The organism is Xanthomonas sp. LMG 12460 (assembly GCF_009192895.1).
GTDB lineage: Bacteria > Pseudomonadota > Gammaproteobacteria > Xanthomonadales > Xanthomonadaceae > Xanthomonas_A > Xanthomonas_A sontii.
Window position 1 is genome coordinate 1 of the sequence record NZ_NKUH01000044.1, and the last position, 21,207, is coordinate 21,207.

The following is a 21,207-nucleotide window of genomic DNA, read 5'->3' on the forward strand; positions in this document are numbered from 1 at the left end:
AGCAAAGCTTTCGCCCTTGCGGGCGAGTTACTTTTCTTTGCTCGCGCAAAGAAAAGGTAACCAAAAGAAAGCGCGCCCTGCCTCGCGCCCTCCGCGCTGCGCGCTCCGGGTCCGCGTCCATCGCGGGGATCCGCGGAAGGGGCATCCTGCCCCTGCCGCGGACGGCGTACATCCATGTACGCCGCCCTTCGGGTGTTTCCCCACGATGGCCGCCGCTTCGGAAGGGAACCCGGTACGGCAACAGCAACAACAAAGCAAAAGCAAAGACCAGAGCGACAGCAACAGCAACAGCGACTGCAAAAGCAAAAGCAAAAGCAAAAGCAAATTCGAAATCGGTAACAGCAACGACACTAGCAACAGCGGCGCGGACAACGCGCCGCTCCAATAAGTGGCTACAGCAACGCCGCGCCCGGACACTGCAACGGCGACACCCAGTGCTGGCTACCAAAACCAGCGTCCGCGAAGGCCGCCTGCACCGCCGGCGCCGCGGCCTCCGCCTCGGCACGGCTGGCGAACCAGGCGAACACACTCGGACCAGCGCCGGAAATGCCCGCACCCATCGCCCCCGCCGCCAGCGCCGCCGCCTTGGCCGCGTCGAAGCCGACGATCAGCGGCGCGCGCCGCGGCTCGATCAGCACGTCGCGCAGGCCGGCGCGCACCAGCGCCTCGGCGCCGGCATGGCAGCCCGCCAGCACCAACGCCAGGTTCGCGCTCTGCGCCACGAACTCGCCGAGCCGGTATTCCCCTGCCAGCGCCGCACGCGCGTGGCGCGTCTCCAGCGTCGCGTCCGGATGAACCAGCAGGCTGTGCCAGCCGCTCGGCACCGGCACCGGCACCAGCCGCTCCAGGGTCGACAACACCAGCCCACCCAGCAGCATCGGCCCGAGGTTGTCGCCGTGGCGGCTGCCGCTGGCCACCGCCTCGCCGTCGAGCGCGTAGCGATACAGTTCATCGCGCGACAGCGGCGCGCCAAGCAAGGCATTGGCCGCCACCAGCGCGGCCACGCACGAGGCGGCCGAGCCGCCCATGCCGGAGCTGAGCGGGATGCCCTTGTCGATCTCCAGTTCGAAGCCGAACGACAGCGCCAACGCCTCGCGCAGCGACATCAACGCGGCACCGGCGGTGTTGCGTGCGGCCTCCAATGGCAAGGCCACGGTGGTGCCACGGATCGCGGCAATACGCACCTCCGGCGCGTCGATACGGCGCACCGTCACCGTGTCACCGACACCTTCCACCGCATAGCCCAGCAGGTCGAATCCCACCGCCACGTTGGCCACCGAGGCCGGCGCGAACGCGCTTGCCTGCGTCGGCAGCGCGGCCGGGCCTGCGGCGCTCTCTGCCAGCATCTGCATCCGGCTCACAGGCGCGCGCCCTCGCCCGCCGCGACCCGCAGCAGGTCGGCGAACACGCCGGCGGCGGTCACTTCCGGGCCGGCGCCCGGCCCCTGCACAACCAGCGGATTGTTGCAGTAGCGGCGGGTGGTGAACTGCACCACGTTGTCGGTCAGACGCAGATTGGCGAAGGCATGGTCGGCCGGCAGTTCCACCAGGCCCACGCTGGGTGCATGGCCCGGCGCCAGCCGCGCCACGTAACGCAGCACGCAGCCGCGCGCCCTGGCCGCCTGCAGGCGCTGCGCGAACACCGCATCGACCTCGTGCAGGCGCGCCATGAAATCGTCCACGCTGGCCTGGCGCAGCGCTTCCGGCACCAGGCTTTCCACCGCCACGTCCTCCAGGCTCAACTCGTGCCCGGCCTCGCGCGCCAGGATCACCAGCTTGCGCGCCACGTCGGTGCCGGACAGGTCGTCGCGCGGGTCCGGTTCCGTGTAGCCCATGCCGCGCGCCTCGGCCACCAGCTGCGCGAACGGCACGCTGCCGTCGTACTTGTTGAACAGCCAGGCCAGGGTGCCGGAGAAGATGCCTTCGATCGCGGTAACCGCGTCGCCGGTATCGACCAGGTCGCGCAAGGTGGTGATCACCGGCAGACCGGCACCGACCGTGGCTTCGTAGCGGAAGCGCGCGCCGCTGGCGGCGGCCGCGGCGCGGATGGCGTGGAAGCGCGGCAGCGGCCCGGCGCCGGCCTGTTTGTTCGGCGTGACCACGTGAATGCCGGCGGCCAGCCAGCCGGCGTAGCGGTCGGCGACGTCGGCGCTGCCGCTGCAGTCGATGATCACTGCATGCGGCAGATGCGCCGATAGCAGGTGCGCGGTGAACGCGTCCAGGTCGGTCGGCTGCTGGCCGGCGGCCAGCGCCTGCCGCCAGTCGCCGGCGAAGGCGCGCGGCTCCAGGCGCATCGTGCTGCGCGAGGCCACCGCGCGCAGGCGCAGGTCGAGGTTGGCCTTGGCCAGCAGTTGCGGCTGCGCGGCGCGCAACTGGTCCAGCAGCGCCGCACCGACGTTGCCCGGCCCGATCACGCCGACCGAGAAGGTCTGCGGCGACAGCCAGAAACCGGCATGCGCGGCGCGCAGCGCCTTGGTCGCGTGCGCGCTGTCGATGGCCACCGAGATGTTGCGCTCGGACGAGCCCTGCGCGATCGCCAGGATGTTGACCTGGGCGCGGCCCAAGGACTCGAACAGGCGCGCGGCCACGCCGGGCTGCCCGGTCATGCCGTCGCCGACCGCGGCCAGCACGCTGATGCCGGTGGTCAGCTGCACGCGCTGCACCTGGCCCACCACCAGTTCGTGGGCGAACGCGGAGAGCACCGCGTCGCGTGCGCGTTCGGCCTCGTTCTGGCGCACCACGCAGCAGATGGAATGCTCGGACGACCCTTGCGAGATCATCACCACCGACACCCGCGCGTTGCGCAGTGCGGCGAACACGCGCTCGGCGGTGCCGGGCACGCCGATCAGGCCGGTGCCTTCGAGGTTGAGCACGGCCAGGTCCGGGCTCAGGGTCAGCCCCTTGATCGGGCCGCTGGTGGCGCTGCTGGCGGTGATGCGGGTGCCCGGGTGCTCGGGCTGGAAGGTGTTGCGGATGATGATCGGCAGGCCGCGCTCGATCGCCGGCGACATGGTCTGCGGATGCACCACCTTGGCGCCGAAATAGGCCAGCTCGCAGGCTTCGTCGTAGCTGAGCGTTTCCAGTTGCACCGCTTCGGGCACGACCCGCGGGTCCGCCGAAAGCACGCCGTCGACGTCGGTCCAGATGTGCAGCTCGGCGGCGTCGAACAGCGCGGCGAAGATCGCGCCGGAGTAGTCGCTGCCGTTGCGGCCGAGGGTGGTGATGCGGCCGGCGCGGTCGCGGGCGACGAAGCCGGTGACCACGATGCGCGGCTGCGGGTGCTCCGCGCGCCATTGCGCCAGGCGCTGCGCGCTGGCGGACCAGTCCACGTCCACGCCCAGCTCGCCGCGGTCGACCACCAAGACCTCGCGCGCATCCAGCACCGCGCACTCCTCGCCCAGCGCACGCAGGTGGTCGCCCAGCAACTGCGCCGAGTACACCTCGCCCAACCCCTGCACGCGGTCCAGCACTTCCCGCGGCAGTTCGCCGATCACCGCCAGCGCGGCGAGGATCTCGGCCAGGTGCTCGAAGCGCGCGTCCAGCCATTCGACCGTGGCACCGGCATGTTCGCCAAGCAAGGCCACTGCGGCGGCGCGATGGCGGGCACGGGTTTCGTGCCAGCGCTCGCGCCAGTCGCCGTGGCCGCGCGCAGCCAGTTCGGCCAGGCCGATCAACGCATCGGTGACGCCCTTCATCGCCGAGACGACGGTGACCTGGAGACGTTCCGGGCGCGCCAACAGCAGTTGCGCGACATGACGGTAGCGTTCGGCATCGGCCACCGAGGTGCCGCCGAACTTGTGCACGACAGTGGCGGCGGCGAGCGCGGGATCGACGGCGGAATCGGGCGAAGCGGCGACAGCAGGAGCGACGGCGGGGGGCGACATGGAAGACCTCGGAGTGGAGGCCCCGCTCGCATCAGGCTGAGGGATTCCCCGCATCCTGATCCGGGTGCGGGGCCGTGGTGTTCGACGATCAGACGAAGACGACGGGCCGCACCGGGCGAATGGTGAGGGTGGTAATACCGGTGGTAATGCCCGCAGCAGCGCCCGCCGCGTGCCGAAGCGAGCGCGGAAGCGAGATGGCGATAGGGGCGAAGACCAGAGGCATGGACGCAAGAGGACATCATGCGCCGGGGCGCTGTCAAGCGCCGCGTGTGCGACCGCAGCATCGGCGCTGCGGCCCTGGCAAACGGTTGCAAAAGTGACTATCGCGCCAAGCCAGGAAACACCACGTTAAGGCCACCAAGCAGGGTGCGCCGGGCGACACGCAACGCCGTCCAAGCAGGCCTGCGCGATCGGCGCGCAGGGAACGCGCGACGCCGCCGGCGCCGCGCGTTTTGCGCAAGCCTTACTGCTGCTTCTGATCGGTCGGCGGCTGCTGCTGTGGATCCGGGTTGGCAGGATCCTCGGGGGTAGTCGGGCTGGTTGGAGACGTCGTGGTCGGCGGCACGCCCTGCGACGCGTCCTGGCCCTGCATCGTGCCTTGCCCGGTCGCGGTGCCGCTGGCATCGCCGCTGGTGGTGCCGGCCGGGGCGGTGCTGCCGCCTGCCGGGCTACCGTCGGCCGCTGCGGGCGGGTTGGCCGCATTCGGATCGGTGGCCGGTTGGTCGCCGTCGCGCTTGCAGGCCGCAAGCGCAGCCAGCATCGAACCGACCAGGACCATCTTCATTGCTGTTTTCATCTCTGACTCCTGCTTCGCATAGGGGTGGGAATCGCTGCGGGCGTGCCGGCAAGCCGGCGATCACGCCAGGCCCGAGGCGATCAGGACCGCCGATGCGCGGCGGCGATCGTCCCGCCGCACGGAGTTGCGGGCGGGACGCTTGTGGCGGACGTGGCGGAGGCGACTCCGTCCTCGTCGTCCATCGGCACTGCAAAAGTAGAGTAAGCGGCGCGAATCGCCGCCAAGCGCAGTGGCCGACGGACGCAGCCTACGCAGGACGATGCTCAGGCCGCGTCGGTACAAGGTGTAGAGGACGTTATTGCAGACAGATCGGACACCGCGCGATTCACCATCGCGGCCGCTGCTCAGGATGCATGGGCAGGCAACGCGATGGCCGCTGGCGGCGCCGCGGCCGCGGCGGACGGCATGCACGAAATGGTGACCCCGGCGCGATTCGAACGCACGACCTGTCCCTTAGGAGGGGACCGCTCTATCCAGCTGAGCTACGGGGCCATTGGCCTGGCGGGGATTCTACGGCATGCCCACGCGTTTTTTGCGCTCGCCAGCCGCCCCCGCCAGCGGCGGCGGCCGGATGCGTCCGGTCTGCTAAAATTGCCGGCTGCGCGTCCCGCGTCCCCCGCCTGCGGTCGCCTTCCCTGTCGCAACGAACCCAGGAGATTCCATGTCCGCTGACCTGCTCAAGGCGCTCGGCCTCGCCGCTACCAACTCCGGCACCTATCTCGGCAATGGCGAGTGGTCCAGCGCCACCGGCGCCGGCGTGCTGCAGCCGCTCAACCCGTCGAGCAACGACATCATCGCCGACGTCCAGGCCACCACCGAGCAGGACTACGAAACGGTGATCGCCCGCGCCCAGGCCGCGTTCAAGGTCTGGCGCACCACCCCGGCGCCGCGCCGCGGCGAAGCGGTGCGGCTGTGCGGCGAAGCGCTGCGCAAGCACAAGGACGCACTGGGCTCGCTGGTCGCGCTGGAAATGGGCAAGAGCAAGCCGGAAGGCGACGGCGAAGTGCAGGAGATGATCGACATCGCCGATTTCGCGGTCGGCCAGAGCCGCATGCTGTACGGCTACACCCTGCATTCGGAGCGCCCCGGCCACCGCATGTACGAGCAGTACCAGCCGCTGGGCCTGGTCGGCATCATCAGCGCGTTCAACTTCCCGGTCGCGGTGTGGAGCTGGAACGCGTTCCTGGCGGCGATCTGCGGCGACATCTGCATCTGGAAGCCGTCCAACAAGACCCCGCTGACCGCGATCGCGTCGATGAAGATCTGCAACGAGGCGCTGCGCGACGCCGGTTTCCCGGACATCTTCTTCCTGATCAACGACGCCGGCGTGGCCCTGTCCGAGCGCCTGGTCGAGGACACCCGCGTCCCGCTGATCAGCTTCACCGGTTCCACCCAGGTCGGCCGCGTCGTCGCCGAGAAGTGCGCGCGCCGGCTGGGCCGCTGCCTGCTGGAGCTGGGCGGCAACAACGCGATCATCCTCGACGAGAGCGCCGACCTGAAGCTGGCGGTGCCCGGCATCGTGTTCGGCGCCGTCGGCACCGCCGGCCAGCGCTGCACCACCACGCGCCGGCTGATCGTGCACGAATCGATCTACGACACCGTGCTGGCCACCCTGGTCAAGGCCTACAAGCAGGTCGAAGGCAAGATCGGCGACCCCACCGACCCAGCCAACCTGATGGGCCCGCTGAACAGCCGCGGCGCCGTCGAGCAGTTCCTGGACTCGATCGCCAAGGCCAAGGCCGCCGGCGGCACCATCGAGACCGGCGGCACCGCGCTGGACCGCCCGGGCAACTTCGTGCTGCCGGCCATCGTCACCGGCCTGAAGAACAGCGATGAAGTGGTCCAGCACGAAACCTTCGCGCCGATCCTGTACGTGATGAAGTACAGCACCCTGGACGAGGCCATCGACATGCAGAACGGCGTGCCGCAGGGCCTGTCCTCGTCGATCTTCACCCAGAACCTGAAGGCGGCGGAGAAGTTCCTGTCCGCGGCCGGCAGCGACTGCGGCATCGCCAACGTCAACATCGGCACCTCCGGCGCCGAGATCGGCGGCGCCTTCGGCGGCGAGAAGGACACCGGCGGCGGCCGCGAATCCGGCTCGGACGCGTGGAAGGTGTACATGCGCCGGCAGACCAACACCATCAACTACTCCGATTCGCTGCCGCTGGCGCAGGGCATCAAGTTCGATCTGTAACGCGGCGAGCGCGGCGGCCCGCACCCTGCGGCCGCCGCCCCTTTCCTTCTGCAAGGAGCGACAGCGATGAGTCAGGTGCGCGAGACCAATTCCCTGGCGGTGGTCAGCCTGGTCGCCGGGATCCTCGGCTGGACCCTGATGCCGGTACTGGGCAGCCTCGGCGCGATCATCACCGGGCATCTGGCCCGGGCGGAGATCCGCCGCCAGCCGCAGCGCTTCCAGGGCGATGGCCTGGCGGTGGGCGGGCTGATCCTGGGCTGGGCCGCAGTGGTGCTGGCCGTGCTGGCGGTACTGGCCTTCGTGCTGTTCTTCGGCGGGCTGGCCTGGTTCGCCAGCACCCAGTCGTGAGCCGGGACGCCGCCGCGCCGCGGGAACGCTTCAGCGACCGCGTCGCCGATTACGTGCGCTACCGCCCCAGCTATCCGGCGGCGCTGCTGGACTGGGTGCACGGCGAGCTGGGCGTGGCGCGCGATGCGCTGGTCGCCGACATCGGCGCCGGCACCGGCATTTCCACGCGCCTGTTCCTGCAGGCCGGGCATCCGACCCTGGCCGTGGAGCCGAACGCGGCGATGCGCGAGGCCGCAGTGGCGCTGCTGCAGGACCTGCCGGGCTTCCGCGCCATCGACGGCAGCGCCGAGGCCACCACCCTGGCCGATGCCAGCGTCGACCTGGTCAGCGCCGCGCAGGCCTTCCACTGGTTCGACCTGGAGGCGGTGCGCCGCGAATGGGCACGCGTGCTGCGTCCGGGCGGGTTGGCGCTGGTGTACTGGAACTCGCGCCTGCTCGACGCCACGCCGTTCCTGGAAGGCTACGAGCAGTTGCTGCTGGAGTACGGCACCGACTACAGCGCGGTGGCCGAGCGCTACCACGACGATGCCACCATGCAGCGCTGGTTCGGCGCCGGCCTGCGCGGCACCGCGCAGTTCCCCAACGCGCAGCGCATGGATTTCGAGGCGCTGCGCGGACGCCTGCTGTCCTCCTCCTACGCGCCGCTGCCCGGCCACCCGCAGCATGCGCCGATGCTGGACGCGTTGCGCGCGCTGTTCGACCGGCACCAGCGCGACGGCGTCGTCGCGTTCCACTACCGCACCCGCGCCTTCGCCGGGACGCTGAACTGAGCCACGCCATGTACTCCCTCGCCCGACCGTTCCTGTTCGCCTTCGACGCCGAGCGCGCGCATGCCCTGGGCCTGCGCGCGATCGAGCTGGCCTACCGCACCGGCACCAATCCGCTGCTGGCGCGCACGATCGCGCCGATGCCCACGCGCGCCTTCGGTCTGGACTTCCCCAACCCGGTCGGGCTGGCTGCTGGCCTGGACAAGAACGGCGAGCACATCGACGCGCTGCTGGCGCTGGGCTTCGGCTTCGTCGAGATCGGCACGGTCACCCCGCGCGCGCAGGCCGGCAATCCGCAGCCGCGCATGTTCCGCCTGCCGCGGCAGCAGGCGGTGATCAATCGCATGGGCTTCAACAACCTGGGCGTGGATGCGCTGGTGCGCAACGTCGAGCGCGCGCGGCGCCGGCGCGGCCTGCTCGGCATCAACATCGGCAAGAACAAGGACACCCCGAACGAGGACGCCGCGTCCGACTACCTGCATTGCCTGGAAAAGGTCTATGCGCTGTCCGACTACGTCACCGTCAACATCTCCTCGCCCAACACCGCCGGCCTGCGCGAGCTGCAGGAGGAACAGGCGCTGCGGCAGCTGATCGCGCGCCTGCGCGAGGCGCAGGAAGCGCTGGCGGCGCGCCACGGCAAGCGCGTGCCGATGCTGGTCAAGGTGGCGCCGGACCTGAGCGACAGCGACATCGACGCGGCGGCGCGGGTGCTGTCGGACCTGCAGGTGGACGGGGTGATCGCCACCAACACCACCGTCGCCCGCCCCGGCCTGGAACACGAACCGCTGGGTGGCGAAAGCGGCGGCCTGTCTGGCGCGCCGCTGCTGGGCCAGTCCACCCTGGTGCTGCGCCGGCTGCGCGCGCGCCTGCCCGAGAGCATCCCGCTGATCGGCGTCGGCGGCATCCTGTCCGGTGCCGACGCGGTGGCGAAGATGGCCGCCGGCGCGGCCCTGGTGCAGTGCTACAGCGGCCTGGTGTTCCGCGGGCCGGAACTGATCGGCGAGTGCGTGGAGGCGATGCGCCGGCGCCGCGAAGCGCCCAGCCGCGGGGACGTGGTCGTTTCATGAGCACGACGGCCTGGTCGCTCACCGCGCAGGCGCCGCTGCAGGCGCTCAACACCTTCCACGTCGCCGCGCAGGCGCCGTGGCTGCTGCAGATCTTCGCGCCCGAGGCGCTGCCCGAGGCGCTGCTGGCGCCGGAGCTGGCCGGCGCCGCGCTGCTGCCGCTGGGCAGCGGCAGCAACATGCTGTTCGCCGGCGATGCGCCGGGCGTGGTGCTGTGCTTCGCCAACCGCAGCATCGACACCCTGGAGCACCGCGCCGACTACGCCATCGTCCGCGCCGGCGCCGGCGTGGGCTGGCACGAGCTGGTGATGTGGTCGCTGGCGCAAGGCCTGTCCGGCCTGGAGAACCTGGCGCTGATCCCCGGCACGGTCGGCGCCGCGCCGATCCAGAACATCGGCGCCTACGGCGCGCAGATGGGCGAGTTCGTGCACGTGGTCGAGGCCTACGACCGCGCCGACGCGCGCTTCGTGCGGCTGGACGCGGCCGCCTGCGAGTTCGGCTACCGCGACAGCCTGTTCAAGCGCCAGCCCGACCGCTACCTGATCGCCGCGGTGGAGTTCAACCTGCCGCGGCTGCACGCGCTGCGCCTGGACTACGCCGGCATCGGCGAGGAACTGCAGGCGATGGGCATCGCCACGCCCAGTGCGCCGGACGTGGCCCAGGCGGTGATCAACATCCGCCGGCGCAAGCTGCCCGACCCGGACGTGCTCGGCAACGCCGGCAGCTTCTTCAAGAACCCGCTGCTGCCGCTGGAACAGGCGCTGGCGCTGCAACACGAACACCCGGCGTTGCCGGTGTTTCCTGGCGACGACGACAGCCAGCGCAAGCTGTCGGCGGCGTGGCTGATCGAGGCCTGCGGCTGGAAAGGCTACCGCGACGGCGATGCCGGCGTGTCCGCCGCGCACGCGCTGGTGCTGGTCAACCACGGCCAGGCCAGCGGTGCCGAGCTGCTGGGACTGGCGCGGCGCATCACCGCTTCGGTGAGCGAGCGCTTCGGCGTCATCCTGGAGCCGGAGCCGCGCATCGTCGGCGCACAGTGGTAGCCGCGCCCACGCCGCTGCGCGCGGCGCTGCTGATGTCAGAGCGTGTTATGCCCTTCGAGCCGAGATGCGTTGGTCGTCCGCGGTGCGGAGATGGTGTCGCGTGGTGCGGCCTTGGCTGGCGCCAAGGCAAACCGCGCGGCGCCGGCTCCGCGCCGCGGACGGCCAACCCGTAGGGAAGCGGCCTGTGGCACGCCGAGACTGCGTTGCGCGCCTTGCCCAGGCGGCTAGCCTGGGCCACGGCGCACGCCTTGTCTCAACGCGCCACAGTCCGCTTCGCACTCGGCTCGAAGGGCATAACACGCTCTACCAGCACCATGGCCTTCGGACTGATGGTGGTCGCGATCCGGCTGGCGTCCGCGCAGCTGTCCACGCTGCAGATCGCCTTCTTCCGCAACCTGTTCGGCCTGCTGTTCCTGTTGCCGATGCTGCTGCGGCCGGGCCGGCCGTGGCCGCGCACCGCGCAACTGCCGCGTTACCTGCTGCGCACCGCGATCGGCCTGGTGTCGATGCTGGCCGGGTTCTGGGCGATCGGGCATCTGCCGCTGTCGCAGGCGATCGCCCTGTCCTACTCCACCCCGCTGTTCGCGACCCTGGCCGCCGCCCTGTGGCTGGGCGAGACGGTGCGCCTGCGGCGCTGGCTGGCGGTACTGTGCGGCTTCGTCGGGGTGCTGCTGATCGTGCGCCCCGGCGCCGCCGCGTTAAGCCCCGGCACCCTGGTGGCGGTACTGGCCGCGGTGATGAGCGCCCTGGTCGCGATCCAGATCAAGCAACTGGCGCGGGTCGACGCCGCCAACACGGTGGTGTTCTACACCTATGCGTTCTGGGTGCCGATGTCGCTGCTGCCGGCGCTGTTCGTGTGGCGCTGGCCGCACGGCATCGACTGGCTGTGGCTGCTGGCCACCGGCCTGTTCGGCACCCTCGGCCAGTTGCTGTGGACGCATGCGCTGCGCCTCGGCGAGGTCTCCGCACTGACCCCGATCAGCTTCACCCAGCTGCCGCTGGTGGCGCTGTTCGGCTGGTGGCTGTTCGACGAGACGCCGGACGGCGGCACCGTGCTGGGCGCGCTGGTGATCCTCGGCGCCAACGCCTACATCGCCCACCGCGAGGCGGTGCTGGCACGGCGTGCGGCGCGCGCCGGTGCCGGCACGCCGCCGCCCCTGGACGCCTAGCGGTGCGCGTGACGCCGCGTCGCGCCGCGGCGTCCCGACGATCGCCGACACAGGCACAGCGCGCGGTCGCCGCACGCGGCCGATGCCGCTACCATCCTCGCGCACTCGACACGGCGGCAAGCGACGCACGATGAAGACGATCGGCATGATCGGCGGCATGAGCTGGGAATCCACCCTGCCCTACTACCGGCACATCAACGAGACGGTGCGCGCACAGTTGGGCGGACTGCACTCGGCCAAGCTGCTGCTGCACAGCGTGGACTTCCACGAGATCGCGCAGTACCAGCGCGACGGCGACTGGAATGCGGCCGGGGCCGCACTGGCGGCCTCGGCGCGCGCGCTGCAGGCCGGCGGCGCCGATTTCCTGGTGCTGTGCACCAACACCATGCACTGCGTCGCCGACGCGATCGCCGCCGCGGTCCCGTTGCCGCTGCTGCACATCGCCGATGCCACCGCCGATGCGTTGCAGGCCGCCGGCATCGTCCGCGTCGGCCTGCTCGGCACGCGCTTCACCATGGAGCAGGCGTTCTACCGCGAACGGCTGCAACGGCGCGGCTTCGACGTGCTGATCCCGGATGCGCCGGCGCGCGAGGCCGTGCACCGCATCATCTACGAGGAACTGTGCCAGGGCGTGGTGCAGGCGCCGTCGCGGCTGCGCTACCGCGAGGTGATCGCAGGGCTGCAGGCGCAAGGCGCGGAGGCGGTGATCCTGGGCTGCACCGAGATCGGATTGCTGGTCGGCCCTGCCGACGCGGCGGTGCCGCTGTTCGATACGACCGCGCTGCACGCGCGTGCCGCCGCCCTGTACAGCCTGGCCTAGCGATGCGCAGCCAGGCCGCACATGCCGCCGCCAGCGTTCCGCGCGGCTGGACGCCGTTCCGACTGAGCGCCCTGCTGGTGCTGGCGTTGCTGCTGTGGCCGGTACTCGGCCGCTGCGCCGTCGCCATTCCGCCCTACACGCCGAACGTGGTCGACCCCGCCGGCACCCTCAGTGCGGACGACACCCAGCGGATCAACGCGGCACTGCAGCGCCTGCGCGAGCGCCAGCACATCTGGGGCGCGGTCTACATCGTGCCGTCGCTGCAGGACGAACCGATCGAGCGCCTGGCCGAGCGCGCCTTCCGCAGCTGGAGGCTCGGCCGGCAAGGCAGCGACAACGGCCTGCTGCTGGTGCTGGCGATGCAGGACCGGCGTTCGCGCTTCGAAGTCGGCTACGGCCTGGAGGGTGCGCTGCCCGACGTGGTCGCCCGGCACGCGCTGGACGATTACCTGGCGCCGCGCCTGCGCCAGGGCGACACCGCCGACGCGATCGTCGCCGCGTTCGACTTCATGGGCCGCGCCGCCGCGCAGGATCCCGCCGCCGTCGCCGAACTGGCGCAAGCGGCCGACGACGGCATGCACTGGCAGCGCGGCGCCATCGCCTGGGCGGGCCTGCTGGTGCTGGTGTGGCTGCTGCTGCCGCTGCGCCAGGCCTGGACCGGCTATCTGCGCAGGCGTCTGCTGCGGCGGCATCCGCGCCTGTCGGACAAGCCCGAGGAACTGGTCCAGGACACCGCGCGCGGCGGTTTCTGGGCATGGTTCATCCGCCTGTTCCTGAGCGCCAACCCCGGCATCTTCGTGGTGCTGCTGTCGGCCAGGTCGATGACGATGACGGTGATCTTCCTGGCGCTGGAACTGCTGATCCTGGTGTTGACCCTGGCCATCGCCGCGCAGCGCTACCGCTCGCCGCAGCGCTACAGCCGCTTCCTGCAGGCGCTCACACGGCGGCGCAATGCGCTGATCCGCAAGGGCCATATCGCCGAGACCGCGCCCGGCGTGTTCGCATACACCGCCAGCTACCATGCCGCTCAAGCCGCCAGGGAACGCGCCGCGGCCGAGTCCGCGGCATCGTCCTCATCCTCGTCGTCCTCCAGTTCCAGCAGCGACTCCTCCTCCGGCGGCGGCAGCTCCGGCGGCGGCGGCGCCAGTTCGAGCTGGTAGCGGGAGACTGCAGCGAACGCTCGAACAACATCAGCAGAGGAAATACTTTTCCCGTTTTACAAATATGTAGTGGGCCGCTTTGCACTTACATAAAGCGCTGCCCGCACCATCAGGCGGAAGAAATCAATTCTCTCCATTGGACGGACGTTCGCAAACAGCAGCTTCGAACCTTTCAGGCTGAGGATTGCCATGCGCGAGCCAGTCACATCCGAAAACCGCCATTTGCGCCCTACCCAACTCTTCTGCAGTGGCCCCAATAAAGCCGCTACCCGGCAAACCCGACTCCTGCTGTACGACTATCGCTGTGAGCGGGGGCAGCTGATTTAGCAAGCAATACGACTGAATAGGCTCAAGTAGCTGACCAAGACCCGCGGGATGTGCGCCCGTGAGCGCGGCCAACTGAAAGTAGGTTAAAGACTGGCGATGGCGTGCCGCCCACGCCAGCACTGCCCAAATCTGACACGCTCGCTCGGATCTGGTCATGTGTTCATCCTTCGCAGGTTTTGGAAGCGACGGCACAGCGAGCGCCAGCAGTGTGGATTGGCGCGTACTGGAGATCATGCCAATGCGCGCCGCGCACGCCAGCGCGGCCGGCGCTCGCCGCGGAACAGCAGCAGGTACAGCCCCACCACCCACACCAGCGCCGCGCTCCAGCCGCCGAGGATGTCCGAGGGGTAATGCACGCCCAAGTACACCCGCGACACGCCGACCAACAGAGTGAAGCTGCCGGCCAGCCACAGCACCGACCAGCGCCAGCGGGTACGCCAGCTCAGCGCGATCAGCACCGCGGCCAGGGTCATCGAGCCCATCGCGTGGCCGCTGGGAAAACTGAAGGTGTGGTGTTCCGGCGCGATCGACTCCCACAGGCTGGGCCGGTCGCGCTGGAAGAACTGCTTGGCGCCCATGTTCAACAGCGCCGAGCCAATGAAGGACAACGCGGCGAACAGCGCCTCGCGCCAGCGGCGCATGCCCAGCAGCACCAGCACGATCAGCGTGTCCAGCGGGATCACGCCGTACTGGTAGCCGGCTTCGGTGACCACGGTGAAGAAGCGGTCCCAACCCGGGCTGGTCAGGCCGCGCATGCTCCACAGCAGCGGCTCGTCGAAATACAGGTCTTCCAGCGCATGCACTTCGTCGGCCAGGGCCACGAACACGCCCAATGGCAGCAGGACTCCGGCGAACAGCAGCACCACGCGCCAGGCATTGAGCCGCAGCCAGCGGCGCAGGCCGGCCGCCTCGGCGGCGGATTCACCCGGTGCGGCGGACATAGGTGCGTTCGACGTACTCGTCGATCAACGCCACGAACTCATGGGCGATGTTCTCGCCACGCAGGGTCACCTTCTTCTCGCCGTCGATGAACACCGGCGCGGCCGGCGCTTCGCCGGTGCCCGGCAGCGAGATGCCGATGTTGGCGTGGCGCGACTCGCCCGGCCCGTTGACCACGCAGCCCATCACCGCCAGGGTCATGCTCTCGGCGCCGGGATGGGTCACCTTCCACTCCGGCATCTTCGCGCGGACGTGGTTCTGCACCACCTTGGCCAGCTCCTGGAAGAACTCGGAGGTGGTGCGGCCACAACCCGGGCAGGCGGTGACCAGCGGAGTGAAGGCGCGCTGGCCGGTGGTCTGCAGCAATTCCTGGGCGACGATCACTTCCTGCGTGCGCGACTGCCCCGGCTCCGGGGTCAGCGAGATGCGGATGGTGTCGCCGATGCCTTCCTGCAGCAGCACCGCCAGCGCCGCGCTGGAGGCGACGATGCCCTTGCTGCCGATGCCGGCCTCGGTCAGGCCCAGGTGCAGGGCGAAGTCCGAGCGCTGCGCCAGGTCGCGGTACACCGCGATCAGTTCCTGCACGCCGCTGACCTTGCAGCTGAGCACGATACGGTCGCGGCCCAGGCCCAGCTCCACCGCGCGCTCGGCCGAGTCCAGCGCCGAGCGGATCAACGCCTCGCGCAGCACCCGGCCGGCATCCCACGGCACTTCGCGCCGCGAGTTCTCGTCCATCAGCTGCGCCGCCAGCGCCTGGTCCAGCGAACCCCAGTTGGCGCCGATGCGCACCGGCTTGTCGTATTTCAGCGCGAACTCGATCAGCTGCGCGAACTGGGTGTCCTTCTTCTTGCCGAAGCCGACGTTGCCGGGATTGATCCGGTACTTGGCCAGCGCCTCGGCACAGGCCGGCTCCGCCGCCAGCAGTTGGTGGCCGTTGTAGTGGAAGTCGCCGATCAGCGGCACCTCGATGCCCATCATCCGCAGCTTGTCGACGATGCGCGGGATCGCCGCGGCCGACTCGGGATTGTTGACGGTCAGGCGCACCAGTTCCGAGCCGGCGCGCCACAGTTCGGCCACCTGCTTGACCGAGGAGGCGACGTCGGCAGTGTCGGTATTGGTCATCGACTGCACCACCACCGGCTTGCCGCCGCCCATGGTGACGCCGCCGATGCGGACCGGCTGGGTGAGACGGCGCGCCCAGGGCGCGGCATCGGCGGGGGGGGTGGGGCGGCTGACGGCATCGTACATGCGCCCATTTTAGCCTGCGCGGCCGCTCCTGCCGCACGCGCCGGCACCGCCGATTCAGCCAGGCGGCACCGCTGCGACGGTTTGTCGCAGGCAGCCCCTGGGTCCAGCGCATACGATGCGCAGCATGGATTCGACCGATGCCTCCTTCCTGCGCACCCTGTGCAGCCTGCGCTGGCTGGCCACCGCCGGCCAGGCCGCGACGATCCTGGTGGCGACCTGGCCGCTGCAGTTGCCACTGCCGCAGGCGCCGTTGTGGGCCGGCGTGGCGGTGCTGGCGCTGTTCAACCTGTACGCGCAGCTGCGCCTGCGCCATGCCGACTCGGCCGCGCCGGCCACCGCCTTCGGCCACATCCTGGTCGACGTGACCGTGCTGACCTGGATGGTCGGCTGGAGCGGCGGCATCGGCAACGCCTTCGGCTCGCTGTTCCTGGTGCTGATCGCGCTGGCGGTGCTGGCCCTGCCGCTGCGCTGGGCGCTGGCGGTGGCGCTGGCCTGCGTGGCCGGCTATGCGGTCAGCGCGCTGTTCGGCCTGCCGCTGCCGCACGGCCCCTACCAGGCGCTGGACCTGCAGCGTTGGGGCATGGCCGCCAACTTCCTGCTGTCCACGGTGGTGGTGCTGGTGTTCTCCACCCGCCTGGCGATGGCCATGCGCGAGCGCGAGCGCGAGCTGGCGCTGCTGCGCGAGCGCTTCACCCGCAACGAGGGCATCGTCGCCCTGGCCACCCATGCCGCGTCGGTGGCGCACGAGCTGAACACGCCGCTGGCGACGATGACCCTGCTCACCGACGACATCGCCGAACAGAGTACCCAGCCGGAGCTGCGCGAGGACCTGGACACCCTGCGCGAACTGCTGGTGCAGTGCCGCGAACGGGTGCTGGCGCTGGCCGCACCGGCGCAGCGCGCCGGCGGGCAGACGGTGTCGCTGGCGCAGGTACTGCACCAGTGGCAACTGGTGCGGCCGACCGTGCGGCTGCGCCGCAACGACGACGCGCCGCTGCAGCTGCGGATGGAAAGCGCCATCGGCCATCTGCTGCAGGTATTGCTGAACAACGCCGCCGACGCCGGCGAACGCGCCGGCCACCCCCAGGTGGACCTGAACGTGCGGGTCACCGGCAGCGAATTGGTCGGCGAGGTGCGCGACTACGGCGGCGGCTTCGACGCCAACCAGGTCGGCCTGCCGGCCACTCTGTTCCGCAGCGGCAAGCCCGAGAGCATGGGCGTGGGCCTGGCGCTATCGCATGCGACCATCGAACGCCTGGGCGGCGAGCTGTGGACCGAGCCGGCGCCGGACCATGGCGCCCGGGTCGGCTTCCGCCTGCCGCTGCTCGCCCTGGAGACCTCCGCATGAACACCGACACCCCGCTGGGCCTGCTGGTCGACGACGATCCGCTGTACCTGCGCACCCTGCAGCGCACCCTCGCCCGCCGCGGCCTGGAGACGCGCACCGCCGACAGCGCCGCCGCCGCACTGGCGCTGGCCGCCGAGGCGCCGCCGGACTACGCGCTGATCGACCTCAAGCTCGGCGACGAATCCGGCCTGGCGCTGATCCAGCCGCTGCGCGCGATCCGCGCCGACATGCGCATCCTGCTGGTCACCGGCTACGCCAGCATCGCCACCGCGGTGGAGGCGATCAAGCTCGGCGCCGACGACTACCTGCCCAAGCCGGCCACGGTGCCGATGATCCTGCGCGCGATCGGCCTGGAGGCCGAGGAGGAGGACGACGAGGACGGCAGCGACGTGCCGGACGCGATGACCCCGCTCAGCCGCCTGCAGTGGGAGCACATCCAGCAGGCCATGCACGAGACCGGCGGCAACGTCTCCGCCGCCGCGCGCCTGCTCGGCATGCACCGCCGCTCGCTGCAGCGCAAGCTGGCCAAGCGGCCCAGCCCGCAGCGCGATCCGCCACGCTGAGGCAGGCGGCGCGGCGGTGGCCTGAACCGCTCTTCCGGCCGGCGCTCAAGTCCCCTGGTACCGGGCCGATAACCCGGCATGCTGAAGTCTCCCCCACCCGCCTTGCTGGACGAGCCGCAACGGCTCAGCGCCCTGCGCCAGCTGTGTCTGCTGGACACGCCGGCCGACCAGGTCTTCGATCTGGTCACGCAGTTGGCGTCCCGCTACCTGCGGGTGCCGATCGCGCTGGTCTCGCTGATCGACGAACAGCGCCAGTGGTTCAAGTCCCGGGTCGGCCTGGAGGTTCCGCAGACGCCGCGCAGCCAGGCGTTCTGCGCCTATGCGATCCACAGCCCGGAACTGATGGTGGTGCCCGATGCCCGCCAGGATCCGCGTTTCCGCGACAACCCGCTGGTCACCGGCCCGCCGTTCATCCGCTTCTACGCCGGCGCGCCGCTGCTGATGGCCGATGGCGCCAGCCTGGGTACGCTGTGCGTGATCGACAGCGAGCCGCGCCACGAGTTCGACGAGGTGGCGCGCCGCACCCTGCAGGACCTGCGCGACCTGCTGATGGTGCGCATCGACACCCTGCGCAACAGCGGCTTCGTCGATGCGCTGACCGGCCTGCCCAACCGCAGCCGCTTCAACGACGACCTGACCATGTGGCTGTCGCTGCAGACCGCCGACCACCACGACACCGCGGTGGCGATCGACGTGTGCGGCATCGACTATTTCCGCGACATGGTCAAGGCGCTGGGCTGGGAGTACGCCGAGGGCTACCTGCTGGCCACCCGCGACCGCCTGCGCAAGGCGCTGGGCAACCTGCCGCTGTACCGCATCGACACCACCACCTTCGTGTTCATCATGGAAGGCAGCGACACGGCGCATCTGGAGTACTGGTGCGAGCACCTCTGCGACGCCTTCGCCGCGGCGATCGACCACCAGGGCATTCCGCATGCGGCCAGCCCCTCGCTGGGCGCGGTGCGTCTGGACGGGGCGCTGAGCGCCAATCACACGGTGCGCTCGCTGACCACTGCGGTGGACATGGCGCGCCAGCGTGGGCAGCGCTGGAGCCTGTACGAGCGCAACCACGACGCCAACCAGCGCAATGCCTTCCGGATCCTGGCCGCCTTGCCCGAAGCGCTGGAGGCGCGCGGCCAGCTGAGCCTGCACTACCAGCCACGGGTGAGCCTGCGCAGCGGCGAATGCGTGGGCGTGGAAGCGCTGCTGCGCTGGCAGCATCCCTTGCTCGGGACGGTGGCGCCGAACGACTTCATCCCGCTGGCGGAAAAGACCGCACTGATGAGCCGCATCACCGCCTGGGTGCTGCGCGCCGGCATCGCCCAGGCGGCGCTGTGGCAGCAGCGCGGCTATCGCTTCAGCGTCTCACTGAACGTGTCGGCGGTGGACCTGGAACAGGCCGACTTCATCGCCCGGCTGCAGGCGCTGCTGCAGCAGCATGCGCTGGCGCCCGGCGCACTGGAGATCGAATTCACCGAGAGCGCGATGATCCGCGATCCGCAGCGGGTGGCCGAACAACTGCAGCAGATCAGCGCGCTCGGGGTGAAGATCGCCATCGACGACTTCGGCACCGGCTACAGCAACCTCGGCTATCTCAAGAACATTCCGGCCAGCGCACTGAAGATCGACCAGTCGTTCATCCGCGCCCTGCCCGGCAGCCGCAGCGACGGCATGCTGGTGCCGTCGATGATCCATCTCGGCCACGACTTCGGCCAGCAGGTGGTGGCCGAGGGCATCGAGAGCGCAACCGTGTACCGGATGCTGCGCGACTGGGGCTGCGACGAAGGCCAGGGCTACTGGATCGCGCGGCCGATGCCGGCCGAGGCGCTCGACGCCTGGCTGGCCGAGCCGTGGCAGGGCGGCGACGTCTGAGCGCACCACGCCACGGCCGGCCCGTGGCTCACCAGAACACGGCGTACAGCGCCACCAGGATCGCGATTACCACGGCGGCGCCGAGCTTGAAGCCCAGCGTGGTGCCGTAGCGCACATCGTCGGTGCGGATCAGGTCGCGCGCAGGCGCCAGCGGGGTGAGCAGCGACACCACCACCGCCGCCACCAGCGACAGCACGAACACCAGGCCGATGCGGTCCATGAACGGCAGTTCCGGCCACAGTTTCTTGAGCGCGAACGACAGCAGCACCGAGCCGATCGCCGCGGTCAGTGCGCCGGCCTCGTTGGCGCGCTTCCAGAACAGGCCGAGCATGAAGATCACCACCACGCCCGGGGTGAAAAAGCCGGTGAATTCCTGGATGAACTGGAAGCCCTGGTCGAAATTGCCCAGCAGCGGCCGCGCGGTGAGGATGCCGATCAGCACCGAGGTCACCGCGGCCACGCGGCCGACCCGCACCAGCTGCGGCTGGTCGGCCTGCGGGCGGAACTTGGCGTAGAAGTCCAGGGTGAAGATGGTCGCCACCGAATTGATCTTGGAGGCCAGCGAGGCCACGATCGCCGCCACCAGCGCGGCGAACACCAGGCCGAGGATGCCGCTGGGCAGCAACTGCATCATGGTCGGATAGGCCTGGTCGGGCTTGGCCAGGTCCGGCGCCAGCACCACCGCGGCGATGCCCGGCACCACCACCACCACCGGCATCAGCAACTTCAGGAACGCGGCGAACACCATGCCCTTCTGCGCCTCGCCGATGTTCTTGGCCGCCAGCGCACGCTGGATGATGTACTGGTTGAAGCCCCAGTAGCTGATGTTCATCACCCACAGGCCGCCGAGCAGCACGCTCAGGCCCGGCAGATCCTTGTAGAACGGGTTGTCCTTGGACAGGATCATGTGGAAGTGCTCGGGGTGCGCGTTCCACAGGTGGCGGAAGCCGGCGAGCACGCCGGCGCCGTCGCCGATCCGCGAGAGGGTCAGTCCGGCGACCAGCAGACCGCCCAGCACCAGCAGGGTGACCTGGACGATGTCGGTCAGCGCCACCGCCTTCAGCCCGCCGTACAGCTGGTACACCAGCGCGAACACGCCGATCAGCGCCAGCGCCAGGGTCTGATCCATGCCGGTGACCTGGCTCACCGCGATCGAGCCCAGCCACAGGATCGAGGTCAGGTTGACGAACACGTACAGCAGCAGCCAGAACACCGCCATCAGCGTGCGGATCCACTTGCCGTAGCGCTGCTCCAGGAACTGCGGCATGGTGTAGATGCCGTTGCGCAGGAAGATCGGCAGGAAGAACTTGCCGACGATCAGCAGGGTCAGCGCCGCCATCCACTCATAGGAGGCGATCGCCAAGCCGATCGCGTAACCGGAACCGGCCATGCCGATGATCTGCTCGGCGGAGATGTTCGCCGCGATCAGCGAGGCGCCGATCGCCCACCACGGCAGAGTCTTGCTGGCCAGGAAGTAATCTTCCGCGCTCTTGCGGTGTCCGGCTTTCTCCCGCGAGACCCATTGCGCGAGCAGGAAGATGCCCGCCAGGTAGACCACCACGATCGCCACATCCAACGTCGCCAACCCCACTGCCTTCTCCTACGGGCCGCAGCCCTGTCGCACCGTTGTCCATGACGCCGCCCGCGTGGGCGGCGCCGCTCGTTC

General features: G+C 70.0%; 18 protein-coding genes and 1 tRNA gene. 12 read left to right on the forward strand and 7 right to left on the reverse strand.

Translation table 11 applies throughout. The features are described from left to right. Positions 1-388: hypothetical protein (locus tag CEK66_RS20610; RefSeq protein WP_226978568.1), on the forward strand; the 388-nt coding region annotated here is incomplete at its 5' end. A gap of 4 nt (positions 389-392) precedes the next feature. Here the strand turns inward: CEK66_RS20610 and CEK66_RS10165 are convergent. The 4 genes from CEK66_RS10165 to CEK66_RS10180 form a co-directional block, all read right to left on the reverse strand. Further along, positions 393-1,346, reverse strand: coding sequence for a homoserine kinase (locus CEK66_RS10165; protein WP_193312622.1), 954 nt, complete (start codon positions 1,344-1,346; stop codon positions 393-395). Between the two features lie 11 nt (positions 1,347-1,357). Next, the gene (thrA, locus tag CEK66_RS10170) at positions 1,358-3,802 is read right to left on the reverse strand and encodes a bifunctional aspartate kinase/homoserine dehydrogenase I (protein WP_150410774.1); all 2,445 of its coding nucleotides are present in this window, start codon (positions 3,800-3,802) and stop codon (positions 1,358-1,360) included. 544 nt (positions 3,803-4,346) lie between these two features. Next, positions 4,347-4,679 carry a hypothetical protein gene (locus tag CEK66_RS10175; protein WP_226978569.1) on the reverse strand — a complete coding sequence of 111 codons (333 nt, stop codon included), beginning with the start codon at positions 4,677-4,679 and terminating at the stop codon, positions 4,347-4,349. Positions 4,680-5,094: 415 nt separating this feature from the next. Beyond that, positions 5,095-5,171, reverse strand: a tRNA-Arg gene (locus CEK66_RS10180). A gap of 169 nt (positions 5,172-5,340) precedes the next feature. Here CEK66_RS10180 and CEK66_RS10185 point away from each other — a divergent pair. The 8 genes from CEK66_RS10185 to CEK66_RS10220 all read left to right on the forward strand — a co-directional run bounded on the left by CEK66_RS10185 (position 5,341) and on the right by CEK66_RS10220 (position 13,244). Further along, on the forward strand, positions 5,341-6,873 hold the full coding sequence (locus CEK66_RS10185) for an aldehyde dehydrogenase family protein (protein ID WP_017909982.1): 1,533 nt from the start codon (positions 5,341-5,343) through the stop codon (positions 6,871-6,873). 66 nt (positions 6,874-6,939) lie between these two features. Further along, the gene (locus CEK66_RS10190) at positions 6,940-7,221 is read left to right on the forward strand and encodes a DUF4190 domain-containing protein (RefSeq protein WP_017913403.1); all 282 of its coding nucleotides are present in this window, start codon (positions 6,940-6,942) and stop codon (positions 7,219-7,221) included. Continuing rightward, positions 7,218-7,991: a class I SAM-dependent methyltransferase gene (locus CEK66_RS10195; RefSeq protein WP_152236844.1), complete on the forward strand. Its 774-nt coding sequence runs from the start codon at positions 7,218-7,220 to the stop codon at positions 7,989-7,991. Before CEK66_RS10190 ends, CEK66_RS10195 begins: the two co-directional genes overlap by 4 nt. An 8-nt stretch (positions 7,992-7,999) precedes the next feature. Then, on the forward strand, positions 8,000-9,055 hold the full coding sequence (locus CEK66_RS10200; protein ID WP_152236845.1) for a quinone-dependent dihydroorotate dehydrogenase: 1,056 nt from the start codon (positions 8,000-8,002) through the stop codon (positions 9,053-9,055). Continuing rightward, positions 9,052-10,095 (forward strand): UDP-N-acetylmuramate dehydrogenase, encoded by a 1,044-nt coding sequence (gene murB / locus CEK66_RS10205; RefSeq protein WP_152236846.1) that lies wholly within the window; start codon positions 9,052-9,054, stop codon positions 10,093-10,095. Before CEK66_RS10200 ends, murB begins: the two co-directional genes overlap by 4 nt. 314 nt (positions 10,096-10,409) lie before the next feature. Continuing rightward, entirely contained in the window at positions 10,410-11,264 is an 855-nt protein-coding gene (locus tag CEK66_RS10210; RefSeq protein ID WP_152236847.1) for a DMT family transporter, read from the forward strand. A gap of 130 nt (positions 11,265-11,394) precedes the next feature. Next, positions 11,395-12,084: an aspartate/glutamate racemase family protein gene (locus CEK66_RS10215; RefSeq protein ID WP_152236848.1), complete on the forward strand. Its 690-nt coding sequence runs from the start codon at positions 11,395-11,397 to the stop codon at positions 12,082-12,084. A 2-nt stretch (positions 12,085-12,086) separates the two neighbouring features. Beyond that, positions 12,087-13,244, forward strand: coding sequence for a TPM domain-containing protein (locus CEK66_RS10220; protein ID WP_043091897.1), 1,158 nt, complete (start codon positions 12,087-12,089; stop codon positions 13,242-13,244). Positions 13,245-13,801: 557 nt separating this feature from the next. Here CEK66_RS10220 and CEK66_RS10225 read toward each other — a convergent pair. Then, positions 13,802-14,512 carry a phosphatase PAP2 family protein gene (locus tag CEK66_RS10225; protein ID WP_152236849.1) on the reverse strand — a complete coding sequence of 237 codons (711 nt, stop codon included), beginning with the start codon at positions 14,510-14,512 and terminating at the stop codon, positions 13,802-13,804. After that, positions 14,493-15,758: a flavodoxin-dependent (E)-4-hydroxy-3-methylbut-2-enyl-diphosphate synthase gene (gene ispG / locus CEK66_RS10230; protein WP_017909991.1), complete on the reverse strand. Its 1,266-nt coding sequence runs from the start codon at positions 15,756-15,758 to the stop codon at positions 14,493-14,495. Before ispG ends, CEK66_RS10225 begins: the two co-directional genes overlap by 20 nt. A 124-nt stretch (positions 15,759-15,882) precedes the next feature. Between ispG and CEK66_RS10235 the strand changes: the two genes are divergently transcribed. The 3 genes from CEK66_RS10235 (at position 15,883) to CEK66_RS10245 (ending at position 19,541) form a co-directional block, all read left to right on the forward strand. Continuing rightward, a complete protein-coding gene (locus tag CEK66_RS10235; RefSeq protein ID WP_043091040.1) occupies positions 15,883-17,106 on the forward strand; it encodes an ATP-binding protein in 1,224 nt (407 codons plus the stop codon). Further along, positions 17,103-17,669: a response regulator transcription factor gene (locus tag CEK66_RS10240; protein WP_152236850.1), complete on the forward strand. Its 567-nt coding sequence runs from the start codon at positions 17,103-17,105 to the stop codon at positions 17,667-17,669. The genes CEK66_RS10235 and CEK66_RS10240 overlap by 4 nt, the downstream gene beginning before the upstream one ends. Positions 17,670-17,747: 78 nt before the next feature. Continuing rightward, positions 17,748-19,541, forward strand: coding sequence for a sensor domain-containing phosphodiesterase (locus CEK66_RS10245; protein WP_193312619.1), 1,794 nt, complete (start codon positions 17,748-17,750; stop codon positions 19,539-19,541). 28 nt (positions 19,542-19,569) lie between these two features. Here CEK66_RS10245 and CEK66_RS10250 read toward each other — a convergent pair whose 3' ends face one another. Beyond that, complete coding sequence (locus CEK66_RS10250) at positions 19,570-21,132, reverse strand: sodium/sugar symporter (RefSeq protein ID WP_152236851.1); 1,563 nt, start codon at positions 21,130-21,132, stop codon at positions 19,570-19,572. Between the last annotated feature and the right edge of the window lie 75 nt (positions 21,133-21,207).